The sequence below is a fragment of the Enterococcus sp. AZ035 genome, assembly GCF_050548325.1.
Taxonomy (GTDB): domain Bacteria; phylum Bacillota; class Bacilli; order Lactobacillales; family Enterococcaceae; genus Enterococcus; species Enterococcus faecalis.
This window is the reverse complement of the sequence record NZ_CP172958.1, coordinates 390033-412594: the sequence shown is the minus strand read 5'-3', so window position 1 is coordinate 412594 and position 22562 is coordinate 390033. Positions and strand designations below refer to the sequence as shown.

Sequence of the window (22562 nt, the reverse complement as noted above, 5' to 3'; positions counted from 1 at the left end):
TTGTCAGAGTTCAATTACGTAAATTAATCGTTATACATATCACGCACAGGAGTCATGATAATTCGGTTTAAATCATTGACAACTAAGCTAAACGCTTGTTCTTTTTGCATTAATTCGTTGATAACTGCTGTTTCTTGCACTTTCGTTGCAATGCTTTGTGCTTTTTCAGCATCTTCATCCGTGAATTCTTCGCCGCGCATTTGTTTTTCTTGTAGTCCTTGTTGGAATCCTTGGAATTCTTTAAACAATGTGTAAGCTGCTTCGTCTGCTTTTACTTCTTCATACGCTGCTTGTAATGCTTTAAATTCGTCTAACTCACGTAGTTCACGTTCAATCTGATTGGCTGTATCATAAATGTTACTCAATGGAATCCCTCTTTTCTCAATAGTTTCATCTTTATTGTACCATTTCTCTTAGGTTTTCCCAACTAATTTCCTAATAAGCCTCCGAAAATTCCTTCAATCTTGTCTTTGACTTTTTTTGCGCCGTCTTTAATTTGGCCTCCAACTTCATTCAATGTATCTCCGAAATTGCTAGCGCCATCTTGAACAGAGTTTCCAAAGTCTTTTAAGTTATCCCGCCAATTAGAATTGGCACCACCGGTTAAACTATCGTTGCTATCAACAACTTTCCCACCTGTGGCATAAGCATCCGCGACAGGAAATTGTGCTTGTTTGACTTGTGGCAAGATGCCACTGGCTTGACTGTTGAACACCTGAGAGGCATATGTGGCGCTACTACCTTCCAGATAATGGGTTTTACTGGTTTCTTGGAAGCCTAACCAAGTAGCAATGACAACTTCTGGTGTATAACCAATCACCCACTGATCGTTCGTTTTACTACTATCGAAGTTGGTTTCTGTCGTACCTGTTTTACCAGCCATTACGTAGCCTGCTGGTTGTGCGTTGACCCCGCTCCCAGAACTAAAGACCCCTAGTAACATACTTGTAATCCCGTCTGCAACATCTTTGGTAATAACTTGTTCTTTCTTGACTTTAGTATTATCAACTACAATTGCGCCAGTTGAGTCGACGATTTTTGTAATTAAATGCGTTTCAGTTTTATAACCTTCATTGGCAAAGGCACTATAAGCTCCCGCCATGGTTAGTGGCGAAACACCCGTTTGTAATCCCCCAAGTGCTAAACCATAATATCGATCTTTTTCTGATAATGGAATGCCAAATTTCTCTGTTTTTTCATAGCCTTTATCTAAACCAATTTGATGTAATAACCACACCGCTGGTAAATTTAAGCTTTCTCCTAAGGCTTGGTACATAGGAACTTCTCCACTGTACGTTCGGCTATAGTTTTGCGCTGGATAATAATCTTGTGGTTTATCTTCTAAAACAGAGTCTGGTTTATAGCCAGCCTCTAAAGCTGGTGTATAGACAGAAATTGGTTTTAAGGACGAGCCTGGTGAACGTTTTGTTTGCGTTGCAAAGTTAAAGCCTCGATAAACGTGTTCTCCTCGACCGCCCACCAGTGCTTGCACGCCGCCGGTTTTCGGATCAATGGCTACAGAGCCACTTTGAACCATGGCACCATCTTCTGCATTGGGTGGAAATAGTGCATCATTTTTATAAGTTGCATCCATCGCATCTTGATACCCCTGATTTAAAGAAGTGTAAATCTTGTAGCCTTTATTTAAAATATCTTCTTCTTTAAATTTATAACGATTGACCGCTTCATCAATTACCGCATCAAAATAATATGGATATTTGTAACTATTTTCGTCGCCAACATAGGTGTCATTTAATAGACTCGCTAAGTTAACACTCGCTTCTTGATTGGCTTCTTCTTGAGACAGTTTTTTATTGTCGACCATAAGTTGTAAAACGGTATTCCGTCGCGCTGTGGCATTGTCAATGTAATCAATTGGGTTATAGATTCCTGGCCCTTTTAACATACCTGCTAGCGTTGCGGCTTCCCCCACTGTCACTTGGGACGCATCCACGCCAAAGTATTTACGAGCTGCATCTTGCACGCCCCAGACACCATTACCAAAATAAGAATTATTTAAATACATTGCCAAGATATCTTTTTTCGAATATTTCTTTTCGATTTCAATCGCTAAGAATAATTCTCTGGCTTTCCTATCTAACGTTTGCTCTTGCGTTAAGTAAGCATTTTTGGCTAATTGCTGCGTAATTGTACTTCCGCCACCACCGCCACCGATTTTCCCGAAGGTCAATTTTCCAACAACCGCACGGGCAATCCCTTTGATGGAATACCCTTTATGTTGATAAAACCCGCGATCTTCAGTTGAAATAACCGCATCTTGAATATAAGGAGAAATATTATCCAGTTCCACAAAAGTCCCTTTTTGCCCGAATAACTTTCCGACTTCTTTTCCTGATTCATCATAAACGCGTGTTGATTCACTTAGCCCTGATTTTAGGGTCTCAACGTTTGCGGACTTGGCTAAGTAAAATAAATAAATACTGGCACCTAAAGCGACTACCAAACCAATTAACAAGAAAATTTTATTGATTTGATACTTTTTCCAAATCCGCTTTCTGGCTTGATGGAATTGTATTAAATAAGGCTTTATCCACGTCCAAAAATGACGTAATCCGACACCGACTTTACTAAAAAATTGTTTAAGATTGTCCATAGTACTCCCTCTGTTTACGTTTCTTGGCTAAGTCTACCATATTCTTGCAGGTACGACCTAGGTCTAAAGCATGAAAAATTGTTGAAAAACAATTTCAATGGTCTTTTCGCTGTAGCAAAGGAAATATGGCCTTCACTAGAGGTAAATAATTGCTTACGCTTAGAAACGAGTCTTTATTTAGCCTCTATTCTATCATGCTTTTCTTCGTTTTTTATGTAAATTTGTTTAAGAATCTCTCAAGGAACTGCCTTTCTAACAAATTTCAGCTTTTTTTCCGTTCTGACTTGACCTTTTGAGCAGCTTTGTTACACTAAATAGCGAATCAGTGAAAGGTGGGATTTGGTGGAATATTCAATGCGATTACCTGAAAATTTTTCAACAATGACTGTAAAAGAACTATTAGAAAATGAGTGGCTAGTCCCTCGAAAAGTGCGCCATTTTTTACGCACGCGAAAAAATGTCAAAATCAACGGAGAAACAGCTGCTTTTCATTTTCCAGTCCAAGCTGGCGATTGTGTCACCTTAACGTTTGAAGAAACCGATTATGTACGTCCCACTATTCATTTGGGGGAAGCAACGCATGTGAAGGTTTTATATGAAGATGAACATTTAATGATTGTAAATAAACCTTATGGCATTAAAACCCATCCAAATCAGCCACAGGAAACAAACACCTTGTTAAATCATGTTGCTGCCTATTTAGCTGAGAAAAATCAGGTCCCTTATGTCGTTCATCGATTAGATAAAGAAACCAGTGGTGCGATTGTCTTTGCTAAAAATCCTTTTGTCTTACCTATTTTAGGGCGTTTATTAGAAACAAAACAAATTTACCGCCAATATCAAGCGATTGTGGCTGGTCACTTTAACCAAAAAGAGCAGACAATCAATCAGCCGATCGGTCGTGATCGACATGATCGCCGGAAACGACGGATTGATCCTCAAAAAGGGGATTCAGCGATTACACATGTCCAAGTGGTCCAAGCTCTTTCTAACAATCAAACCGCAGTTACCTGTGTTTTAGAAACAGGTCGGACGCACCAAATTCGGGTCCATTTAGCTAGCGAAGGGCATCCAATTATTGGTGATCCGTTATACAACCCAAAATCGCAGGCAGCTCGTTTAATGCTCCATGCTTCACAACTTCATTTACTCCATCCGTTTACAAAAAAACAAATCGTTGTGACTGCAACACCTGGCCTATGGTAAAAAAAACAGAAGAAATCGGACGGTAACCGCCGATTTCTTCTGCTTTTTTATTTTACCGCACATTCACTGCTGAGAACGGCATATCTGCGTTTGCTCAGTGTCTTGGTGTTAAACAGTTCCTGAGCTAACTCTCAGCCTTAATCATTTGTAGCCACTCTTTTTGTAAAATTCCGTAATTGTAGATATCCAGCCATTGGCCATCTTGAAATAACGCTTCTCTATCAATTCCTTCTTTTTTGAAGCCTACTTTTTCATAAACATGAATCGCTTTTTGATTGTTACTATTGACAGCTAATCTGATTTTGTGCAAACCCAATTCATAAAAAGCAAATTTACAAATTAAAGACACCGCCTCAAAGCCACATCCTTGACCTCGTTGCTCTTTTTGTAAAATAGCAATCCCTAAATTGGCCCCTCTATTTTTCAACTGTACATCAGACAACGAAACCCAACCAATAAATTCCTCTGTCGTATTTTCTAAAATAGCAAATAGAAATCGATCATCTTCTCCTTTATTAATTGTGAAATCTTTCCATTCTTCAAGCCCCCACGGATGTAAAGCATCCCAGCTCAAATGCCGAAGCAATTCATTATCCCATTGCTGTTTTGCAATATGTTCGATATATTCTTCTCTAAAATGAGAAAAGCCAACGTGTTTTCCTTTTAAAACATTTTCCATAAGAACACCTTTAATTTCCTAGATTATTTTTCTATTTGCTGACTATCTATTTCCTCGTATTTTTGTAAAAAAGTGGCAATTTTTTCGATGACACACGCATTTTTATCGCTTTGGTCATTCTCTACCTGAAGAACAAGCAACGGTTCATGCAGACTTAAGCGTAGCAAAAACCAACCACTGCCATATTGACCAGACACGTTTCCCCGAACACCTTCTTGGTTTTCACGGTCCACAGCAAAGTCTGCTTGATTTTCTACAAACAATTCAAAGTCTCGCAAGACTTGTTGCCCATAACAAGTAACATCCTCCGCAGTAATTTTGAAGCGAAATTCGTTGGTTTCTGCCGGTTGCTTCAATGTAGCAATCAGATCTCCTAACGTTTGATTGTTTTGTTTCAATTCTGGTAACAACATTAAAATTTTCGCCACGACATATGCACCATCATCCAGATTGTAGTTTTCTTGAAACGCTGCATGACCACTGGTTTCAATGGCTAACGGTGTCTGAAAGCCCCCATGATTCAATTCAATCATTTTATTAATGACATTTCGGTAACCAGAAATATAACGAATCTGTTGGCCGCCTTTTTCTTCAATAAATGTTTTTAAATGACTTGAGGTTGGCGAATTTGTCACAATATAACTACCAGGCGCTTCTTTTAAAACAATTGCCGCTAAAACAGCAATTAAATTATTTCGGTTTAGTACCTCACCTGATTGGTCCACCACGGCCGAACGATCTACATCTGTATCAAAGATAATGCCCAAATCTGCTTGATTAGCTAAAACAGCCGTTTGAATACTTTTCATTGCTTCAGAATTATCTGGATTAGGTACATGATTAGGAAAATGCCCATCTGGTTCTAAAAACTGTGATCCCGTCGTATCAGCGCCCAAAACTTGAAGAACCTGCTCCGCAAAGAAGCCCCCAGCCCCATTACCCGCATCAACGATAATTCGAAAGCCCTGTAAAGGTTTCTCTTCTGGCGAATGAATTCCTTGGCGGATTTTTCCCACCAAATGCTCCGCATAAATTGGCAGTAACTCTTGCTTCATCAGTGTGCCATTTTCATTGGCCGTCAGCGGATCAGTATGAGATAAAATATACCGAATATCTTCTTTCTCTGCTCCACCTTCTGCTGTGAAGAACTTCAAGCCATTAAAGTAATAAGGCAAATGGCTAGCTGTAATCATAATCGCTGCATCACATTGAAGCGTTGGAAATTGAGTAGCCATAAACATAGCAGGCGTCGTAGCTAAACCAACGTCAATCACCTGAATACCTAATGAAAGAAACGTATCTACTAATGCTTGCTTAATCGGCTCCGCCGTTAGACGACTATCATGTCCGATTGCAATTGTCAGGCGCTGTTGTGCCTTTCGTGGCAGCTGTTTTTTATCCTGTAACCAACGAACCACGCCCACCGCAATCTCGGCTACTGCTGTTGCGGTTAATGTTGCAGTTTGCTCTTCCGTATCCAAAGCAATTCCCCGAATATCCGAACCATTTTGTAGCGCTTTCAATTCTGCCAAGAAAAAAACTCCCTTCTATTGATGCTTTCAATTTTAAAAAATCATATTTTCGATGCGTTCGATAAAGTGTTCCGCATCCTCTTCTGAACGTGTAATCACAATAATTGTATCCGCACCAGCCACTGTACCAGCCACTTCTGGATAAGCTACTTCATCTAAAAAGTTACTCACCACATCGGCATTTCCCATCTCTGTATGCAAGATGACAATAAATTGTACTCGCTCCATTCGAACAACTGAATCTTTTACTGATTCTCGTAATTTCTCTTCACTGCTTGTGCCTTGTGCTTGAGAAAAAATTGCATATTTGACACGACCATCTGCACCATGTGTTTTAACAATACTCATTTCACGGATATCTCTTGAAACAGTCGCTTGAGTGGCTCGGACGCCAATTTCTTCCAAACGAGTGATTAATTCATCTTGTGTTTCAATTTCTTGTTGCATAATTAATTGTTTAATCAAACGTTGACGTTCTGCTTTTTTCATATAGACCACTCCTCTCCATTCATTTCTTTTATTATATCCAAAAATGAGTAAAAATACAGGTACTTTTCACATTAAACTCTTTATTTATCTGAAAAAGACTGGATAAATGTTTATATACCAGTCTTTTTCAGTAAAAAATACTTATTTAAGAAGATTCTTTTCTTTTAAATAGTCTTTCGCCACTATGCTAGGATCTTGCCCTTCCACATTGACTTGATAATTCATTTCACTCATTTCTTCTTCGCTAATTTTTCCTGCCAATTTATTCAATATTTCTGCTAATTCTGGATATTTTTCCAACGTTGCTGTTTTAATAAGTGGTGCTCCTTGATAAGGCGGAAATAGCGCTTGATCATCTTCTAACGTTACTAAATCGTATTGTCTCAATTCACTATCCGTTGAATAGGCATCAATCACATTTACCTCACCATTATTAATCGCCTGATAGCGTAACGCCGGTTCCATCGATTGGACATTCAGATTTAAATGATATTTTTCTTGTAATCCCTTATAACCATCTTGCCGATCAATAAATTCTAACGTAAAACCTGCTTTCAACTGATTGCTAATTTTCTGTAAATCACTAATCGTTTTTAATTGATGCGCTTTTGCAAATGAGCGCTTAACTGCGACGGCATACGTATTTTCATAGCGCATCGGTTTCAACAAAGTAAGGTTTTCTTGTTTTTTCAAGCCAGCGCGTGCCGCTTCATAGACTACTTGAGGTTGATTGTCTAGCTGAGGAGGATTTTTTAAAAAGGTTTCGATCACTGTTCCTGTAAATTCCGGATAAAGATCGATTTCATCTGATTTCAAGGCATTATATAAAAAAGTAGTCTTGCCAAAGTTTGGCTTTAACGTCACCTGAATGTCGCTATTTTCTTCAATTAAGGCTTTATACATATTAATAATAATATCTGGTTCCGCTCCTAATTTGCCAGCAATTGTCAGCTGCTTTTCCTTTGAAGAAGTTTGTTGATTCCAGAAAAATGAACCACCTAACAAAAGGCCTAAAATAGTACCGCCAATGATTAGTCGCCGCCCATTCGCTTTTTCCAACCAATGAATTCCATAATTAAATAAGACTGCTAGTGCAGCCGATGAAAGGGCTCCAATAAAAATCAACGATAAATTATTTCGATCAATTCCTAATAAAATGAAGGTCCCTAAACCACCTGCTCCAATTAACGCCGCCAACGTGGCCGTACCAATAATTAAAACGGTAGCCGTTCGAATCCCAGAAATAATAAATGGTAACGCCATTTGCAACTCAAACTTAAACAGTTTTTCTTTTTTACTCATCCCAAATGCTTCTGCAGCTTCTTCTAACGAAGGATCAATTTCCGTCAAACCAGTATAGGTGTTTTGTAAAATTGGGAATAAGGCATAAATCACTAGCGCAACAATTGCCGGTGGTCGACCAATACCAATTAACGGAATCAGTAAGCCTAGCAAGGCTAAAGAAGGGATGGTTTGGAAAATCCCAGTCACTTGTAACAGACTTTCCGCTAACTTACGATGACTTGTTAAATAAATGGCTAAAGGAATTGCAATCAACGCAGCGAATAATAACGAGATAAAGGACAATTGCATATGCTCGATTAACGCTTGCAGATATTCTTCTTTTCGAGCGAAAAAAGTTTCAATCAGTGCTTGCATCTACTGTCCCTCGCTTTCCAACAGCTGTTCCATAAAACGAGTAATCGTTTTTGAGGTGATACACCCTAAAACTTGTTGTTTTTCTACTAAATTTGCTTTCTCTTGCGCATTAATGAGTTGGACAATCTCTTTTAAATTGGTTTCCATGAAAACAGTCGGCACTGGCTCAATCGTCTCATCTGCGGCTTCTAAAAATGCAGTCAAGTCAGCGCCACAATAGTTCGCTAGTTCTGGTGAAGATTGTTTGAAAAATTGACCGACAAAATTATTTTTCGGATGTTTTTGAATGGCTTCTGGCGTATCGACTTGAATAATTTTGCCAGCGTCCATAATACAGATGCGCTCTCCTAACAGTAAAGCTTCATTCATATCATGGGTCACAAAAACAATGGTACTCGCTAATTCATGATGAAGTTCTTTCACCAAACGTTGAAGATGATGTCTTGAAATCGGATCTAGCGCGCTAAAAGGTTCATCCATTAAAATCACTTCTGGTTCGGCTGCAATGGCGCGTAAAATCCCGATACGTTGTTGCTCGCCTCCTGAAAGCGCTGCTGGCTTACGATGCAGATATTCCTCAGGATCCAGCTGAACTTTTTTCAATAGTTCAATGGTTCGCTCTCTGCGTTGCTCTTTGGGCCATTTTTTCATTTCAGGAATCAACTCAATATTTTCCGCCACGGTTAAGTTAGGAAATAAGGCAATTTGCTGAAGAACATAGCCAATTTTTAGTCGTAATTCACGTAAAGGATAATTGGTTACCGCTTGTTCATTGAGAGCCACTTCACCTGTCGTTGGCTCAATGAGCCGATTAATCATTTTCAAAGTCGTCGTTTTTCCACTACCACTCGGCCCTACTAATACAAAAAATTCGCCTTGTTGGATTGTTAAATTCACATCGGACAAAACGGCATTTTCTTGATATACTTTTGAAACATTTTGAAATTTTATCATTTATTTTCACCGCATCTTTCACTTCTTAATAAACAAAATCTTTGGAGGATCGTCACTCTTTCAGTATAATTTAAGACTAACATCCTGCCTAATTTTTTGTTTTAAGCGCAAGTATGTGGGGGCTCATTTAACGGCTGCCGGTTCGTATCTACAATTATCTACTCAATGAATGGAAAAATTGTCCTCTTCTGCCTTAAACAAAAGTGAACTGTTTTCTACTAAAAGGAGTGATCGTTATGGAAAACGACAAGCGAATTTATAAATGGGACAACGTGAAACTTTTTTTAATTTTCTTAGTGATTTTTGGGCATATTTTAGATCGTGAAGCTTCTCCTTCACGACTCATGGAAACGATCAACTTTTGGATCTATTCATTCCATATGCCAGCCTTTATTTTTGTCTCTGGACTCTTTAGTAAACATGCCATTAAACAACGAAAATATCTACGCTTACTTTCCTTTGTTTGGCTTTATCTCTTAGCGAAGTTGTTGATTACGCTTGCTAATTTCGCCTTTGCAAATAAAATGAATTTTGATTTACTGAACGAAACAGGCGTTCCTTGGTACTTACTTTCCTTAGCAAGTTTCTACTTAATTACCATCTTTCTTCAGCGCGTTCAGCCGAAAATCATGTTGCCAATCATCATTGTTATCGGCTGCGCCTCAGGCTATTTACCTGTGGAAGGTTTCTTGTCTTTAGGACGGACTCTGGGCTTCTTCCCTTTCTTTTATTGTGGCTACTTAATGGATATTCAAAAGCTACAAACCTTTTTAGATCATCGCAAAGTCAAATGGGCAGCGATAGGCGTAATTTTAAGCTCCTTTTTATTTGTAAATAGTCAATGGTCATTGGCAACGAAATTTTGGGGCTTCTTAACTGGTTGGGCTTCCTACGCTGAAATTAGTCCGGCCTTTGAATACAGTAGTTTCATTCAGCTGTTCTTTTACGTTGCTGCAGCATTGGTGTCTCTTTCTTGGTTTGCATTATTGCCGAAACGAAAGTTACCTTTAAGCGCCCTCGGAAAAGATACCCTCTACCCTTATCTCTTGCATATGCCCTTAATTATTCTGTTGGAAAGTGGTTTGCAATTAGACACACTCTTTAAAGAATGGTTTACTTTCCGAATCCTGGCACTTTTCTTCTTAGCCCTCTTCATTTTAGCTATTACGAATATGCCTGTGGTGAAACGGGGAGCGGATTATCTTTTTAATCCAATTGCGTATGTGTTGCCAAAACAATGGTTAAAAGTTAAATAAAAAAAGAAGAGCGTGGGACAAAAATCACTTTGGATTTTTGCTCCACGCTCAAAAACTGTTAAACGGCGAGAGTTGCAATGTTTCACCGTGAAGCATGAACAAATGAAATCATCGTACCTACTTGGTTTTTGGAGCTAAACACTTTTATCTCAGATTTTTTTCAACTATTGAAACAATCCTTTAATTTTATCAAACAAACCATCGGTCGTTGTATCAGCTAACATCGCTGTAATTTTATGATAGTGTTCGCCTAATTCATCTTTATGTTCTTCAATGAATTGTTGCGCATGTTCCACGTTGCCTTCTCCAATTAAATCTTTTGCTTTTTGAACTAATTCTTCTACGTTCATCTTCACACGTCCTTTGATTAAATAGTTAACAATAAGTGTTTCACTCATTGCGTTTTCTCCTATTTATCGTATCGTGGGATCCGTTGATTTGCAAGAAATTTTCAGTAAATTGACGGTTCTGATTTTGGGTTTTTAAAAGGCAAAAATTGCAAAAAAAAGCTGTTTTCGAAAATCGAAAACAGCTTTTTTACTTTACTTCGCTAAACGATAAATCGCATCTGCATAAATAGCAGCTGCTCGGAATAAGTCATCTAATTCCATAAATTCGTTGGCTTGGTGCATTGTGTCTGTGTAGCCAGGGAACATTGCGCCATAGGCAACACCACGTTTCAATAAGCGGCCATAAGTACCGCCACCAATGATTTGTTCTTGGCCTTTTTCGCCTGTATGGTCTTCGTAAACTTGTAGTAACGTTGCCACCAATGGATCATCAACTGGTACATAATGCGGTTCTTGGTTGCGATCTCCTTGTGTTGCAGTGACCGTTTCACCGACTGTTGTTTGAACTTTTGCTTGTAATTCTTCTGCTGAAGTTCCTTTTGGATAGCGGAAGTTTAATGTTACTAAGCTATTTTCAGGGTTTTCTGGATCAAAGTTAACAATCCCAGCGTTCATTGTCAATTTACCCATTTTTTCGTCTTCAAAAGCCACGCCTAATTTTTCACCATAAAAATCTTCATGGATAAATTCAGCAATGGTATTAATAAAGCTATATGCGCCTTCTGCAAAGCTGTAATCATTTAAGAAAGTTGCCAAGAAAGTCGCTGCGTTAATTCCAGATTGTGGGCTAGCACCGTGAGCACCTTTACCAACTACATGGAAAGTCACTGTTTTATCTGAAAGTTCTGCGTTACCTGAAATTTTTGCTTCTTGTTTGATGAATGTTTCAAAGCTAGCAGCTAGTGAAGCCGCTTCGTCTGCTGAAGCAGCCGTTACAACAGCATCTGCTGTTCCCGGAACCATGTTTTCACGTAAGCCAGATTTGAAGCTTTCTAATTTATAATCAGCGCCGTTACCGCCTCGGAAAGTTAAACGAATAGTCACATTTCCTTTTTCCCCATTGATAATTGGGAACTCAGCATCTGGTGAGAAACCAAAGTCTGGCGCTTCTTCATGTTGGAAATAGTAATCCATATCGCCCCAGCCGCTTTCTTCGTCACTTCCTACTACGAAACGAATTTTTTTAGACACGGGTAAGCCTAATTCTTTGATAATTTTCATTGCGTAATAAGCAGCCATACTTGGGCCTTTATCATCGCTTGCACCACGTGCATAAATTTTGCCATCTTTAATGACTGGTTCATAAGGATCTGTTTCCCAACCATCACCAGCAGGAACAACGTCCATATGACCAAAAATTCCTAACGTTTCGTCGCCTTCACCATATTCAATGTGTCCAGCGTAATTGTCGACATTTTTCACCGTAAAGCCATCACGTTCACCATACGCTAACATGTGTTTTAAGCCAGCAACTGGCCCAGGTCCAAAGGGCGCTTCAGGTGTTGCTTGTGCATCATCACGTTCACTGTTGATCCGTAATAAGTTTTGTAAATCTTCTAATAAGTCGTCTTTACGTGCTTCGACTTCTTTTGTCCAATCAATTGTCATTTGTTGTCACTCCTATTCATAAAGTTCTACATAGTCAATCATACCATTTTATGCAGAAAAAGAAAGAAACCCGACACTATTTTTCTAGAAATTTTTTATCTTTTCCGCAGAAAGGGCTGGGTTTTTGTTTATTTTAATTGAGGTATGATTGTTTAGGTTGTAGTTGTTGCAATTCGGCTTCTGTTAAGGGCCGATATTCCCCTAGTTCTAACGTTTCATCCAACCATAGTTCGCCCATTCGTAATCGTTTTAAATACGTCACAGGTTTGCCTACAGTGGCTAACATCCGTTTGACTTGATGAAATTTCCCCTCTTGAATCACTAAACGGACTACGGAAGTCCCTTCTTCCTCATTGATCGTCTCAATGACTAAACGACTTGGTTTAACCATTTCTCCATCTTTCAAGGCAAATCCTTGCGCAAACAGTTGACAATCTTCCGCTGTCACAAGTCCTTCAACTTCAGCTAAATATTCTTTATCCACATGCTTTTTGGGTGATAATAATTGATGCGCTAACTGGCCATCATTTGTTAATAGAAGCAAGCCTTCGGTATCTTTATCCAAGCGACCAACTGGGAACAAGTCGGCACGGTAATCCTGATCAGTTAACAAGTCAATTACCGTTTCATCTCGCTGATCTTCCGTCGCAGAAATGACACCTTGTGGTTTATGCAACATGTAATAAAAGAATTTCTGATACGTAAGAATTTCTCCCATCAAGGCAATTTGATCTGTTTCTTCATTTACTTGTGTTTTGGCTTCTTTTACGACGTCACCATTCACCGTAACGACTTTTTTCTTTAACAATTGTTTGATTTCTTTACGACTACCGATACCAACATCGGCTAAAAATTTATCTAAACGCATCGTCATTCCTCTTTCCTTTAAAAAAATAGCTTGGGACATAAATCGAATCGATCGATGTCTCAAGCCTTGTCTCTTAAGAGAATCTGCTGAAAGGAGTTCAATCAGCTATTATTTAATATTGAATTTTGCACGTAATTTTGCGGCATTTTTCCCTAATAAACGATCAGCTAAGCGAATCTTCAAGACCGAATAGCCATAAAAAGCGCCTCCTGCAGCAGCCACAATTACAACGATAATGAAGGCTTGGAAACGTCTAGTTGGATCTAAAAATAGATACAAGAACTGACGGAAAATCAAAGCGATAATCATCATGATGACTGTAATACAGAACATTAACAATGTTCGCCGTAAGGTTAATTTGTAATTAAAACGTGTCACTTGACGAATTCTTCTTAGAATCAATACGCAAGAAACCGTAAAGCCAATCATCGTTGCTAATAACGGACCGTAAACTTCAAATAAACGGATTGCGGGGAATTGCACGATTAATTTCACTGCTAAACCAATTCCTAAATAACGCATTGCATCACGATTTTCATACATCCCCATCAACATATTTGACACTAACATATACAAGCCCAAGAATAAACTAGCGTAACAAGCTTGCACTAATAAAGAAGTACCTAAAGCATCTGGCATGTAAAAAACAGTGTATAGTGGTTGCGCTAAAACAATCATACCGAACGTTGCTGGCAACATTACAAACACAAAAAGTTGTAAATTATTACTAATCAAACGCGCTAATTCACGGTGATTTTTTAAGGTGACCGCTTCTGTAATTAACGGTAATCCAGTAGCCGAAATCGAAGTCGCTAAAGCCACGACAATCATGGTTAATTTGTCCGGATTGGCATTAAAAATACCGAAAAGCTCTCGTAATTGGGTATCTGAATAATCCGTAAACAAACGCATAAAGTTTGAGAAAGTAAACTGATCGACAAGTTTAAAGACAGTCACTCCTGAGCCGACTACGATAAAAGGAATCGCCTCTTTAAAAGTTTCAATCAATAACTCTTTTGGAGCAATTTCATGTTCATTGGCGCTGTGTTCTTCTAAATAATCAAATAATGGTTTTTGTTTGTACATGTAATAACCTAAAACCGCAAAACTTGCGAGCATCCCAATAAATGCCGCAAAAGTGGCTTGGGTCACCGCTGTAACGTAATTACCTTCAAAGACTTTCATGATAATAAAAGCAGTTAATAACATGTAAAAAACTCGTGCTACTTGTTCAACAATTTGTGATAAAGCAAAGGGCATCATTTCTTGATTTCCTTGGAAATAACCGCGAATGACACTCATGCTTGGGAAAACTAAAACGGCTAAACTTAATGAACGCATTGTTGGAACTAATTCAGGTCCTCCGCCAGACAAAGCTGCTAATGCCGGAGATGCCAAATACATCACAATAGCAAAAACCACACCTAAGCCACCCATTAGTTGTAAGGCACGATAAAAAAGCTGTCGACTAATTTTATATTCGTTCAATGAATTATAATGCGAGGTCTGCTTGGCAATCGCACCTGGAATTCCGGCGGTAGAGATCATTAGGAATAAGGCATAAATCGTATACCCCATTGAAAACAAACTGTTCGCTTCGTTTCCGTGCTCGCCCATCCAAGCGTACCAGGGGATGATGTAAATCGCCCCTAACATGCGGGAGATAATATTACTAGCTGTCATCCAAGCTGAGCCTTTGACCATTTTTTCTTGGTTCGTCAGGATTGGTTGATCAACTGAATTTGGTTGATTGATCATTTTGTCCTCCAATATTCTTTGAGTATGCTTTCTTTATTTTAATTGTTCATCTTGGGATATGCAACGACTTTCTCGAAGAATTATCCTATTTTAACATTTCTCATGGATTTTCTCACGCTAACGAGATGGTTTTTTTAAAAGAAAAATAATGCTATAATGACATCAGTTTTGAAATTTCGTTGAAACGTTTGGAGGCAAAAAAAGTGACGATTTCATTATTCGCAATTCGCGATTGCTTAGAAAAAGAAGATTTATTAAAAGAATTTATTTCACCAGAAGGCTGGCACTTGACTCTTTCCGACACGTTAGGTCAACGAGAAGTAACGGCTCTTTCTTACGATTCGAGAGACGTAACAGCAGAAACACTCTTTTTTTGTAAAGGATTAAACTTTAAAGAAATCTATTTAGAAAATGCTGTAAAAGACGGCCTAGAAATCTATGTTTCTGAGGTGCCTTATGAGGTTCCGGCGCAACTAGGAATTATCGTGACTGACATTAAAAAAGCAATGGCTGTGTTAAGCATGGCTTTTTATGATTATCCACAAAATAAATTAAAACTGATTGGCTTTACTGGAACCAAGGGTAAAACAACAGCGGCTTATTTCACCAAATATATTTTAGATGTTGCTACACAACAAAAAACAGCCTTGCTTTCTACCATGAATTCGACATTAGATGGCAAAACATTCTTTAAATCTGCCTTGACTACACCCGAATCTTTGGACTTGTATCGAATGATGGCAACCGCTGTTGCTAACGGGATGACTCATTTTATTATGGAAGTTTCTTCCCAAGCCTACAAAACTAATCGTGTCTACAAGTTATTTTTTGATGTCGGCATTTTTTTAAACATTACCCCCGACCATATCAGTCCAATTGAACATCCAACCTTTGACGATTACTTTTATTGCAAACGTCAATTGATTACACATTCTAAAGTCATTGTGTTGAATCACGAAGCTGATTATTTTCCATTACTTAAAGAAACTGCACAACAGCAAAAAGTCCCAGCCATTGTCTATGGCAGTCAGCCGGCTCCAGAAGTAGACTATTCATTCGCTGTTTCTTCAGAGGATTCCTTACGTTTTATCGTTGAAAGTCCTGCAGATGCGTTAGGATTGGCCGGCTCTTATCACCTTCGTTTAGGTGGTGATTTTAACAAAGGTAATGCGTTAAGTGCGGCGATTGCTAGTGTCCTTGTGGGAGCTTCAAAAGAAGAGTGTCAACAAGGAATCGCAGCAACCACCGTCCCTGGCCGGATGGAATCTTTAACGAATACCAACGGTGCAACCGTCTATGTTGATTACGCTCATAACTATGACAGTTTGAAGAATCTTTTAACCTTTGTCCGTGAAGAACATCCTGACGGCCGCTTAATTGTTCTTGTCGGTAGCACGGGAGACAAAGCGATTTCTCGCCGCAAAGACTTTGGTAGGGTTCTTTCTGAATTGGCTGATGTTGCAGTCCTAACAACCGATGACCCAGCCAGTGAAGATCCAGCAAAAATTTGCCAAGAAATTCAAGCCCATATTACCAAAGAAATGCCTGTTTACACCGTTTTAGATCGTGGCGAAGCAATTGCTCACGCATTATCTTTAAGCACAACGGCTGATGATGCGATTGTCTTAGCTGGTAAAGGCGCCGACCTTTATCAAAAAGTAAACGGCGTAGATGAACCTTACGCAGGAGACTTTGCCCTTGCGGAAGCTTTCATTAATAAAAAGAACTAAATCATTTAAACACACATGAAAAAAACAAGCTGCAACCACTTATCAGCAAAGGTTGCAGCTTGTTTTTTAAAGAACTTCTTTTATTTTCGTTACTTCTTCTTCTGATAAGCCATGACCGCCATCCACTAGTAAAAAGTCGACTGGAAAATGTTTCTTTAATTGATTAGCTAAAGAAAGAACTTGTCCCGGAATACTCAACTCATCCTGAGCCCCTGTTGTGACAATCACTTTTGTCGCAAACTCACCAGATACATATTGATAGCCTAAATTGCTTGGATGCAGTAAAATAACAGTGTTAGCAATAGTTGGGTTCTTTTCTAACAGGCCTAAAATAAAATTGGCACCGTTAGAGTACCCTATAAAAATAACTTCATCGTATAACTTTTGCGGTTGCCAAACTTCTTCTAGAAACGCCGTCACTCGCTCATCAAAGTTAGCACGAGGTAATGCTCCATTGACTAATGGCGCAAAAAAGCGTCGCTGTTCGCCTACACCTTCTGTCCCTAAGTAACTTAGAACACTCGCTTCTGGATAAAGGGTTGCGATGGTGGTTAATAATTGATATTCATTGCCACCAGTACCATGGAAAGCGACAACTAATTGATTAGGTTTCGACCCTTTTTGAAAAAATTGTTTCATTTAATAAACCTCCAAGAAAGGAATTTTACTATGTATGCACAAATTCATCACATCTCTATTTTAAATCGATTGATAAAGCCTACATTTGACTTCTATCATAATACACTGGGATTAAAATTACTAATGAAAACGATCAACCAAGATGACCACACCATGTATCACTTGTTTTTCTCAGATAATGAGCAACGAACAGGTACCGAATTAACTTTTTTTGAATTGAATGATGGCCAAGATCAATCCTTTGGGACAAATACGATTGAACGAACTATTTTAAAAGTACCAACGCGCGCCTCTTTGGATTTTTGGGCAGAACGTCTTGAGCAAGCGGGTATCTGCCACTATGGTGTGGAAACATTTAACCAACACCCAATTTTGCGTTTTGAAGCGCCCGATAATACGCAAATGGCGCTTGTTCCGTTACGTGAATTTGAAAATGCGGAAGATTATTTTCCAGCTGAGCATTCCGAAATTCCAGTAGAACATGCAATTTTAGGCATTGATGCAATTCAATTACGCGTCCAATATGCCGTAGCTACCAAACAACCTTTAGTGGATTATTTACATTGGCATGAAAAAGAAACAGTACCTTTTTTTGAAACTGCGCATGAAGTAACCGTTCTGGAAAATCATCATCCACAGTTTTATCAAGAGGTGCATATCATTGATGACCGTACCAATCCGCTTGCCATTGAAGGAATTGGTGGCGTTCATCACGTCGCCTTTGGGGTGGAAGATACGCAAGAATTAACGCAAGTTGATAGCCTGTTAGAGGAAAAGAATTTTACAAACTCAGGAATTAAAGACCGCGAATTTTTCAAATCATTGTATTTTAGAGAACCGAACCACTTGTTATTTGAAGTAGCCACACAAAAAGGCCTGCTAGATGCCGAAGCCTATGAAAATCAAAGCTCAAACTTTGATGAAATCCCCCTTTATTTGCCTCACTTTTTGGCAGATCAAAGAGAACGAATCGAAGCGATTTTAGCACAACAACGCCATGAGTAAACAAAAATAGCGGTTCTAACCGCTATTTTTGTTTTTTAATATCCTATTATTGCCCTTTTTTGAAAAAAAGGAGTACACTAATAGTAGATGAACTGCGCAAGGAGGTGAGTACATGTTATCTAAGGAAGAAGTTCTACACTTATTGAACGAAGCAAAAAAAGAAGTCGATCGTTTAGAAACAAACCGCCAAGAAGATTTAGGTAATTCAATCAACTATATTGAAAATGAATTACAGCTCCAACGTGTCTTATCTCAAGTGGAAGCTTATGAAAAAGTACTTGGTTAATTGATTACGCATTAAATGAGAGAGGAGCAACCAGATTCAGGTGAATGAATCTGGTTGCTCCTCTCTCATTTTTTACTAGACTAATTCGTAAGCAAGTTCTCGTGCAATAATTTTTGCGGTTGTTTCAGCGATTTCTCCAGTAAAGCCAATGCATTGTTCCATATGTTCAGGTGAACCCATCGTCATTTTACTTGTCAAAATACTGCAGCAAACCACTCGATGCTTTTGTCGAAAACTTTGATGCAATTCGTTGGCTAAAGCCATCGTTTTATTTACTTGTTCTCCTTTGGCTTCTGTCCGACCAAAAAAGTAGCCCAGACACATAACCCCGCCTGAAAGAGCACCACAAATACACTTCGCTCCTCCAACACCTACAGGAAACCCAGAAGCCATGGCCACAGCTTCAATGGGAATCTCCGCATCGAAGTGTTGCCGAATGGTCGCCACAATCGCTTCCGAGCAATAAAAATCACCGTTACGATAATAGGCTTCCGCTTCTTCCCTGATTGCTTGTAAACAAATTCTCTTTTTCAAAATGCCCTCCATTCTGTATCCGCTTTCATTTTATGAATAAAAGGATGCCAAGCATCCCTTTATTTTATAGATTTTCTGCAGAGGTAAATACTTCTGACACATCATCATCGTCTTCTAACTTGTCAACCAAGCGCTCTAATTGCGCTTTTTGTTCATCGTTCAAGGTTAGTAAGGTTTGCGGAACCATTGTTAATTCAGCTTGTGCTAATGAATAACCTGCTTGTTCTAAAGCATCGCGAACCGCTGTAAAATCTTCTGGTGCTGTGTAAATTTCAAATACTTCTGGTGATGTTTCTATATCCTCGCCGCCTGCTTCCAAAACGACTTCTAGCATGTCGTCTTCCTCAATTGCATGATCTTCTCGCTTAATGACAATATAGCCTTTACGATCAAACATATAATTCACCGAACCCGTTTCACCTAAAGAGCCACCATTTCGAGTAAACGCGACGCGAACATTGGTGGCCGTTCGGTTGCGGTTATCTGTTAGTGCATGAACTAAAACTGCCACGCCACCTGGCCCGTATCCTTCATAAGTTACCTCGTCATAATGTTCCCCTTCACCAGCACTACTGGCTTTTTTTATGGCGCGCGCAATATTATCATTGGGCATATTGGCTGACTTAGCTTTATCGACTGCTAAACGTAAAGCAGGATTCATTGCGGGGTCAGGGCCACCTGCTTTTGCCGCCATATAGATTTCCCTTGAAACTTTTTGGAAAATTTTCCCACGTTTGGCATCTTGCGCATTTTTACGCCCTTGAATGTTGCTCCATTTGCTGTGTCCTGACATCCTTGATTCCTCCTGACTTTTCGTTACTATTCTCCTTTATTCTACTCTTCTTTTCAGTTAGGAACAAGCGCTACCAAAAAAAGACCCTCGCTTATCCACCTTTCTGACGAATAAACGAAGCTCTTCTAAATTAGCGTCTTCTTTTTTTATTTTTCTTCAAACCATGAACCACCAAACAAATAACGATGGCTGTCAAAGCACCCATGGCATCCAACATAACATCTTGAAAAAGAGAGGTCCTTCCGCCTGTGATCATTTGATGAAATTCATCTAAACCTGCATAGCCAGTAGCAGCTAGCCAGGAAACAACAGCTGTTAAAAACAGACCTTTGATTCTTGGCACTAATCCAATAAACCAACTACCACCTAATAGAAAATACGTACCAAAATGGGCTCCCTTACGAATAAAAAATTCAATAAATTTACTATAACCACTAGCTTGAATGCTCACTTCACTGCCAGCATATTGAAAAGAAATGTTTTTTAATTGTTCTTCAAAAGGATGACTGCTCAGAAGTTTATCTAAAAGACCAACTTGTGATTGCTGTTCATACGTCTGTGATGAACTGAAAAATAAAATGGCCATAATAACAAACGCAATGACTAAATATAAATTACTATCTTTCAAATAATTTTTCATATAATCCTCTTTTCTTGGTTTCAAGTTGCCCCGTGCCTGCCACGGAAAATTCTTTTTTATTATAGTCGGTTTCGAGGGAAAAAGAAACAACTTCTCTTAGGTCTTATGATATACTGAAAAGAAAAAAATGAAAGAAGGATTGGATATGACCTATTCTATTACATGGGATTTAGACAGTATTTTCCCCAATGGGAGCGAGTCCAAAGAACTTAGCCAACGAATGACTCAATTAACCGAACAGACAAAAGAGTACCATCAATTAATCACAGAATGGACACCAGAAAGTGCCCAAGGCAAAGAACAATTTGCTGAAATCTTAACGTTACAAGGGAAAATCTCAAATGGCTTTTCACAATGTAATAGTTTTTTAACTGCTTTAATTTCTGCTAATACTAATGATACCAAGGCCAAAATTTTATCAGGCGATTTATACAATCTATTGCCAGCGATTCAATTAGCTGAAACCATTTTTACTAAAAAAATCACCGAGATTTCAGCAGAACATTGGCAAGCCCTGTTAGCCGAAGAACCGTTTAAAACAATGGCTTTTCGCTTAAATGAATTACGCCGTGATGGAAAAAAACTGCTTTCCGAACAAGAAGAAAATATCATCAATACGCTTTCTCTAGATGGGTTAAATGCTTGGAGTACACATTACGATACGATTGTTGCTTCCATTGTGATTCCTTTTGAAGAAAAAGATGGCTCTGTGACAGAACTATCTGCAGGCCAAGCCTTTAACCGCATGATGGGAGATCCTGACAAAGAGGTTCGTCAACGTTTGTTTACAGCCTGGGAGAAAGCTTGGAGTGGCAAAGCTTCAATTTTAGCAGACACCCTAAATCACTTGGATGGGTTCCGTTTATCTGATTACAAATTGCATGGCACTACAGATTATTTAGAAAATCCCTTAAACTATAATCGAATGAGTCAAGAAACATTAACGGTTATGTGGGAAACCATCCAAAAAAATAAACAACCATTCGTCGACTTTCTAACGCGCAAAGCGCAATTATTTGGCAAAGAAAAAATGGATTGGCAAGACCAAGATGCGCCAATTATTTTAGGTGATTTAGAAGAAAAAACGTATTCCTTTGATCAAGCCGCTGCCTTTATTTTAGAAAATTTCCGTAAATTCAGTCCAAAAATGGCTGATTTTGCCCAGATGGCTTTTGAAAAAAGTTGGATTGAAGCTGAAGATCGTCCAGGCAAACGTCCTGGGGGTTATTGTACAGAATTACCTGAAACACAAGAGTCGCGTATTTTCATGACCTTTGGCAATTCAATCAACGAAGTAGCTACTTTAGCCCATGAATTAGGTCACGCTTTCCATAGTAGCGTGATGTGGGATTTACCTTCATTGAATCGAGAGTATGCCATGAACGTAGCAGAAACGGCTAGTACCTTTGCAGAATTGATTGTTGCTGACGCCACCTTAAAAGAGGCCAAATCAGATGTTGAAAAGATTAACCTTTTAGACACAAAAATGCAAAATGCCATTGCCATGTTTATGAACATTCATGCGCGTTTTATCTTTGAAAATAATTTTTATCAAGCGCGCCAAAAAGGTTTAGTAGCGGAAGAAGATATTACTGAATTAATGTTAGCGGCGCAAAAAGAAAGCTACAAAGATAGTCTTGGCAGTTATCATCCTCATTTCTGGGCGAGCAAATTGCACTTCTTTATTGATGATGTGCCTTTCTATAATTTCCCATATACTTTTGGCTATCTATTCAGCATGGGTATCTATGCGTATGCCAATCAACAAGGCAGTTCTTTTGAAGACCAATACATTGCGTTATTAAGAGACACTGCTTCGATGACAAGCGAAGAATTAGCGAAAAAACATTTAAATGTTGACTTAACAAAACCTGATTTCTGGCAAGCCGGCATTGATCAAGTCCTAAAAGATGTGGAACAATTCATGACTTTAACTGAAAACTATGTAAACTAAGCAAAAAA

General features: G+C 38.8%; 21 protein-coding genes. 6 read left to right on the top strand and 15 right to left on the bottom strand.

All coding sequences use genetic code 11. The features are described 5' to 3' along the window. Nucleotides 1-23: 23 nt before the first annotated feature. On the bottom strand, nucleotides 24-365 hold the full coding sequence (locus IGL32_RS02080; protein ID WP_002355518.1) for a YlbF family regulator: 342 nt from the start codon (nucleotides 363-365) through the stop codon (nucleotides 24-26). Between the two features lie 62 nt (nucleotides 366-427). Further along, the gene (locus IGL32_RS02075; RefSeq protein WP_002366159.1) at nucleotides 428-2614 is read right to left on the bottom strand and encodes a PBP1A family penicillin-binding protein; all 2187 of its coding nucleotides are present in this window, start codon (nucleotides 2612-2614) and stop codon (nucleotides 428-430) included. Nucleotides 2615-2956: 342 nt separating this feature from the next. Between IGL32_RS02075 and IGL32_RS02070 the strand changes: the two genes are divergently transcribed. Further along, a complete protein-coding gene (locus IGL32_RS02070; RefSeq protein WP_002379103.1) occupies nucleotides 2957-3820 on the top strand; it encodes an RluA family pseudouridine synthase in 864 nt (287 codons plus the stop codon). A 124-nt stretch (nucleotides 3821-3944) separates the two neighbouring features. On the opposite strand, the gene IGL32_RS02065 is transcribed toward IGL32_RS02070, so the two are convergent. The 5 genes from IGL32_RS02065 to IGL32_RS02045 form a co-directional block, all read right to left on the bottom strand. Then, complete coding sequence (locus IGL32_RS02065; protein WP_002358673.1) at nucleotides 3945-4499, bottom strand: GNAT family N-acetyltransferase; 555 nt, start codon at nucleotides 4497-4499, stop codon at nucleotides 3945-3947. Nucleotides 4500-4522: 23 nt separating this feature from the next. Further along, nucleotides 4523-6031 (bottom strand): phosphomannomutase/phosphoglucomutase, encoded by a 1509-nt coding sequence (locus tag IGL32_RS02060; protein ID WP_430600074.1) that lies wholly within the window; start codon nucleotides 6029-6031, stop codon nucleotides 4523-4525. A gap of 33 nt (nucleotides 6032-6064) precedes the next feature. Beyond that, nucleotides 6065-6520 (bottom strand): arginine repressor, encoded by a 456-nt coding sequence (argR, locus tag IGL32_RS02055; protein WP_002371463.1) that lies wholly within the window; start codon nucleotides 6518-6520, stop codon nucleotides 6065-6067. Between the two features lie 141 nt (nucleotides 6521-6661). Further along, entirely contained in the window at nucleotides 6662-8179 is a 1518-nt protein-coding gene (locus tag IGL32_RS02050; protein ID WP_002355507.1) for an ABC transporter permease/substrate-binding protein, read from the bottom strand. Beyond that, nucleotides 8180-9133 (bottom strand): ABC transporter ATP-binding protein, encoded by a 954-nt coding sequence (locus IGL32_RS02045; protein WP_085443762.1) that lies wholly within the window; start codon nucleotides 9131-9133, stop codon nucleotides 8180-8182. Between the two features lie 236 nt (nucleotides 9134-9369). Here IGL32_RS02045 and IGL32_RS02040 point away from each other — a divergent pair, with 236 nt between their 5' ends. Next, nucleotides 9370-10389: an acyltransferase family protein gene (locus IGL32_RS02040; RefSeq protein ID WP_002355505.1), complete on the top strand. Its 1020-nt coding sequence runs from the start codon at nucleotides 9370-9372 to the stop codon at nucleotides 10387-10389. A 164-nt stretch (nucleotides 10390-10553) separates the two neighbouring features. Here IGL32_RS02040 and IGL32_RS02035 read toward each other — a convergent pair whose 3' ends face one another. The 4 genes from IGL32_RS02035 to IGL32_RS02020 form a co-directional block, all read right to left on the bottom strand. Beyond that, on the bottom strand, nucleotides 10554-10787 hold the full coding sequence (locus IGL32_RS02035; protein WP_002355504.1) for a hypothetical protein: 234 nt from the start codon (nucleotides 10785-10787) through the stop codon (nucleotides 10554-10556). 144 nt (nucleotides 10788-10931) lie between these two features. Beyond that, nucleotides 10932-12347: a dipeptidase PepV gene (pepV, locus tag IGL32_RS02030; RefSeq protein ID WP_002371462.1), complete on the bottom strand. Its 1416-nt coding sequence runs from the start codon at nucleotides 12345-12347 to the stop codon at nucleotides 10932-10934. Nucleotides 12348-12480: 133 nt separating this feature from the next. Beyond that, nucleotides 12481-13215, bottom strand: a complete 735-nt coding sequence (locus IGL32_RS02025) for a pseudouridine synthase (RefSeq protein ID WP_002355501.1) — start codon at nucleotides 13213-13215, stop codon at nucleotides 12481-12483. A 108-nt stretch (nucleotides 13216-13323) separates the two neighbouring features. After that, the gene (locus IGL32_RS02020) at nucleotides 13324-14973 is read right to left on the bottom strand and encodes a putative polysaccharide biosynthesis protein (protein WP_002364837.1); all 1650 of its coding nucleotides are present in this window, start codon (nucleotides 14971-14973) and stop codon (nucleotides 13324-13326) included. 203 nt (nucleotides 14974-15176) lie between these two features. On the opposite strand from IGL32_RS02020, the gene IGL32_RS02015 reads away from it, so the two are divergent. Then, the gene (locus tag IGL32_RS02015) at nucleotides 15177-16703 is read left to right on the top strand and encodes a UDP-N-acetylmuramoyl-L-alanyl-D-glutamate--L-lysine ligase (RefSeq protein WP_002371461.1); all 1527 of its coding nucleotides are present in this window, start codon (nucleotides 15177-15179) and stop codon (nucleotides 16701-16703) included. A 66-nt stretch (nucleotides 16704-16769) separates the two neighbouring features. Here the strand turns inward: IGL32_RS02015 and IGL32_RS02010 are convergent, their stop codons facing one another. Further along, on the bottom strand, nucleotides 16770-17342 hold the full coding sequence (locus tag IGL32_RS02010) for an alpha/beta hydrolase (protein WP_002358653.1): 573 nt from the start codon (nucleotides 17340-17342) through the stop codon (nucleotides 16770-16772). A 30-nt stretch (nucleotides 17343-17372) separates the two neighbouring features. Between IGL32_RS02010 and IGL32_RS02005 the strand changes: the two genes are divergently transcribed. Together IGL32_RS02005 and IGL32_RS02000 are read left to right on the top strand one after the other, a co-directional pair. Further along, nucleotides 17373-18347 carry a ring-cleaving dioxygenase gene (locus IGL32_RS02005; protein WP_002371460.1) on the top strand — a complete coding sequence of 325 codons (975 nt, stop codon included), beginning with the start codon at nucleotides 17373-17375 and terminating at the stop codon, nucleotides 18345-18347. Between the two features lie 112 nt (nucleotides 18348-18459). Next, entirely contained in the window at nucleotides 18460-18633 is a 174-nt protein-coding gene (locus IGL32_RS02000; RefSeq protein WP_002355495.1) for a hypothetical protein, read from the top strand. 75 nt (nucleotides 18634-18708) lie between these two features. Here the strand turns inward: IGL32_RS02000 and IGL32_RS01995 are convergent, their stop codons facing one another. From IGL32_RS01995 to IGL32_RS01985, 3 genes are all read right to left on the bottom strand, one after another. Beyond that, nucleotides 18709-19179, bottom strand: coding sequence for a C-GCAxxG-C-C family protein (locus IGL32_RS01995; RefSeq protein ID WP_002384891.1), 471 nt, complete (start codon nucleotides 19177-19179; stop codon nucleotides 18709-18711). A 52-nt stretch (nucleotides 19180-19231) separates the two neighbouring features. Further along, on the bottom strand, nucleotides 19232-19960 hold the full coding sequence (locus tag IGL32_RS01990) for a YebC/PmpR family DNA-binding transcriptional regulator (RefSeq protein WP_002370883.1): 729 nt from the start codon (nucleotides 19958-19960) through the stop codon (nucleotides 19232-19234). Between the two features lie 130 nt (nucleotides 19961-20090). Further along, nucleotides 20091-20600 carry a VanZ family protein gene (locus tag IGL32_RS01985; protein ID WP_002391486.1) on the bottom strand — a complete coding sequence of 170 codons (510 nt, stop codon included), beginning with the start codon at nucleotides 20598-20600 and terminating at the stop codon, nucleotides 20091-20093. A 127-nt stretch (nucleotides 20601-20727) separates the two neighbouring features. Here IGL32_RS01985 and IGL32_RS01980 point away from each other — a divergent pair, with 127 nt between their 5' ends. Continuing rightward, the gene (locus tag IGL32_RS01980) at nucleotides 20728-22554 is read left to right on the top strand and encodes a M3 family oligoendopeptidase (protein WP_002399760.1); all 1827 of its coding nucleotides are present in this window, start codon (nucleotides 20728-20730) and stop codon (nucleotides 22552-22554) included. Nucleotides 22555-22562: the final 8 nt, after the last annotated feature.

Coding starts and splice junctions, on each gene's coding strand:
- IGL32_RS02075 (WP_002366159.1), bottom strand. CDS start 2,614: ATGGACAATCTTAAACAATTTTTTAGTAAAGTCGGTGTCGGATTACGT.
- IGL32_RS02065 (WP_002358673.1), bottom strand. CDS start 4,499: ATGGAAAATGTTTTAAAAGGAAAACACGTTGGCTTTTCTCATTTTAGA.
- argR (WP_002371463.1), bottom strand. CDS start 6,520: ATGAAAAAAGCAGAACGTCAACGTTTGATTAAACAATTAATTATGCAA.
- IGL32_RS02050 (WP_002355507.1), bottom strand. CDS start 8,179: ATGCAAGCACTGATTGAAACTTTTTTCGCTCGAAAAGAAGAATATCTG.
- IGL32_RS02045 (WP_085443762.1), bottom strand. CDS start 9,133: ATGATAAAATTTCAAAATGTTTCAAAAGTATATCAAGAAAATGCCGTT.
- IGL32_RS02040 (WP_002355505.1), top strand. CDS start 9,370: ATGGAAAACGACAAGCGAATTTATAAATGGGACAACGTGAAACTTTTT.
- IGL32_RS02035 (WP_002355504.1), bottom strand. CDS start 10,787: ATGAGTGAAACACTTATTGTTAACTATTTAATCAAAGGACGTGTGAAG.
- pepV (WP_002371462.1), bottom strand. CDS start 12,347: ATGACAATTGATTGGACAAAAGAAGTCGAAGCACGTAAAGACGACTTA.
- IGL32_RS02025 (WP_002355501.1), bottom strand. CDS start 13,215: ATGCGTTTAGATAAATTTTTAGCCGATGTTGGTATCGGTAGTCGTAAA.
- IGL32_RS02020 (WP_002364837.1), bottom strand. CDS start 14,973: ATGATCAATCAACCAAATTCAGTTGATCAACCAATCCTGACGAACCAA.
- IGL32_RS02010 (WP_002358653.1), bottom strand. CDS start 17,342: ATGAAACAATTTTTTCAAAAAGGGTCGAAACCTAATCAATTAGTTGTC.
- IGL32_RS02005 (WP_002371460.1), top strand. CDS start 17,373: ATGTATGCACAAATTCATCACATCTCTATTTTAAATCGATTGATAAAG.
- IGL32_RS02000 (WP_002355495.1), top strand. CDS start 18,460: ATGTTATCTAAGGAAGAAGTTCTACACTTATTGAACGAAGCAAAAAAA.
- IGL32_RS01995 (WP_002384891.1), bottom strand. CDS start 19,179: ATGGAGGGCATTTTGAAAAAGAGAATTTGTTTACAAGCAATCAGGGAA.
- IGL32_RS01990 (WP_002370883.1), bottom strand. CDS start 19,960: ATGTCAGGACACAGCAAATGGAGCAACATTCAAGGGCGTAAAAATGCG.
- IGL32_RS01985 (WP_002391486.1), bottom strand. CDS start 20,600: ATGAAAAATTATTTGAAAGATAGTAATTTATATTTAGTCATTGCGTTT.
- IGL32_RS01980 (WP_002399760.1), top strand. CDS start 20,728: ATGAAAGAAGGATTGGATATGACCTATTCTATTACATGGGATTTAGAC.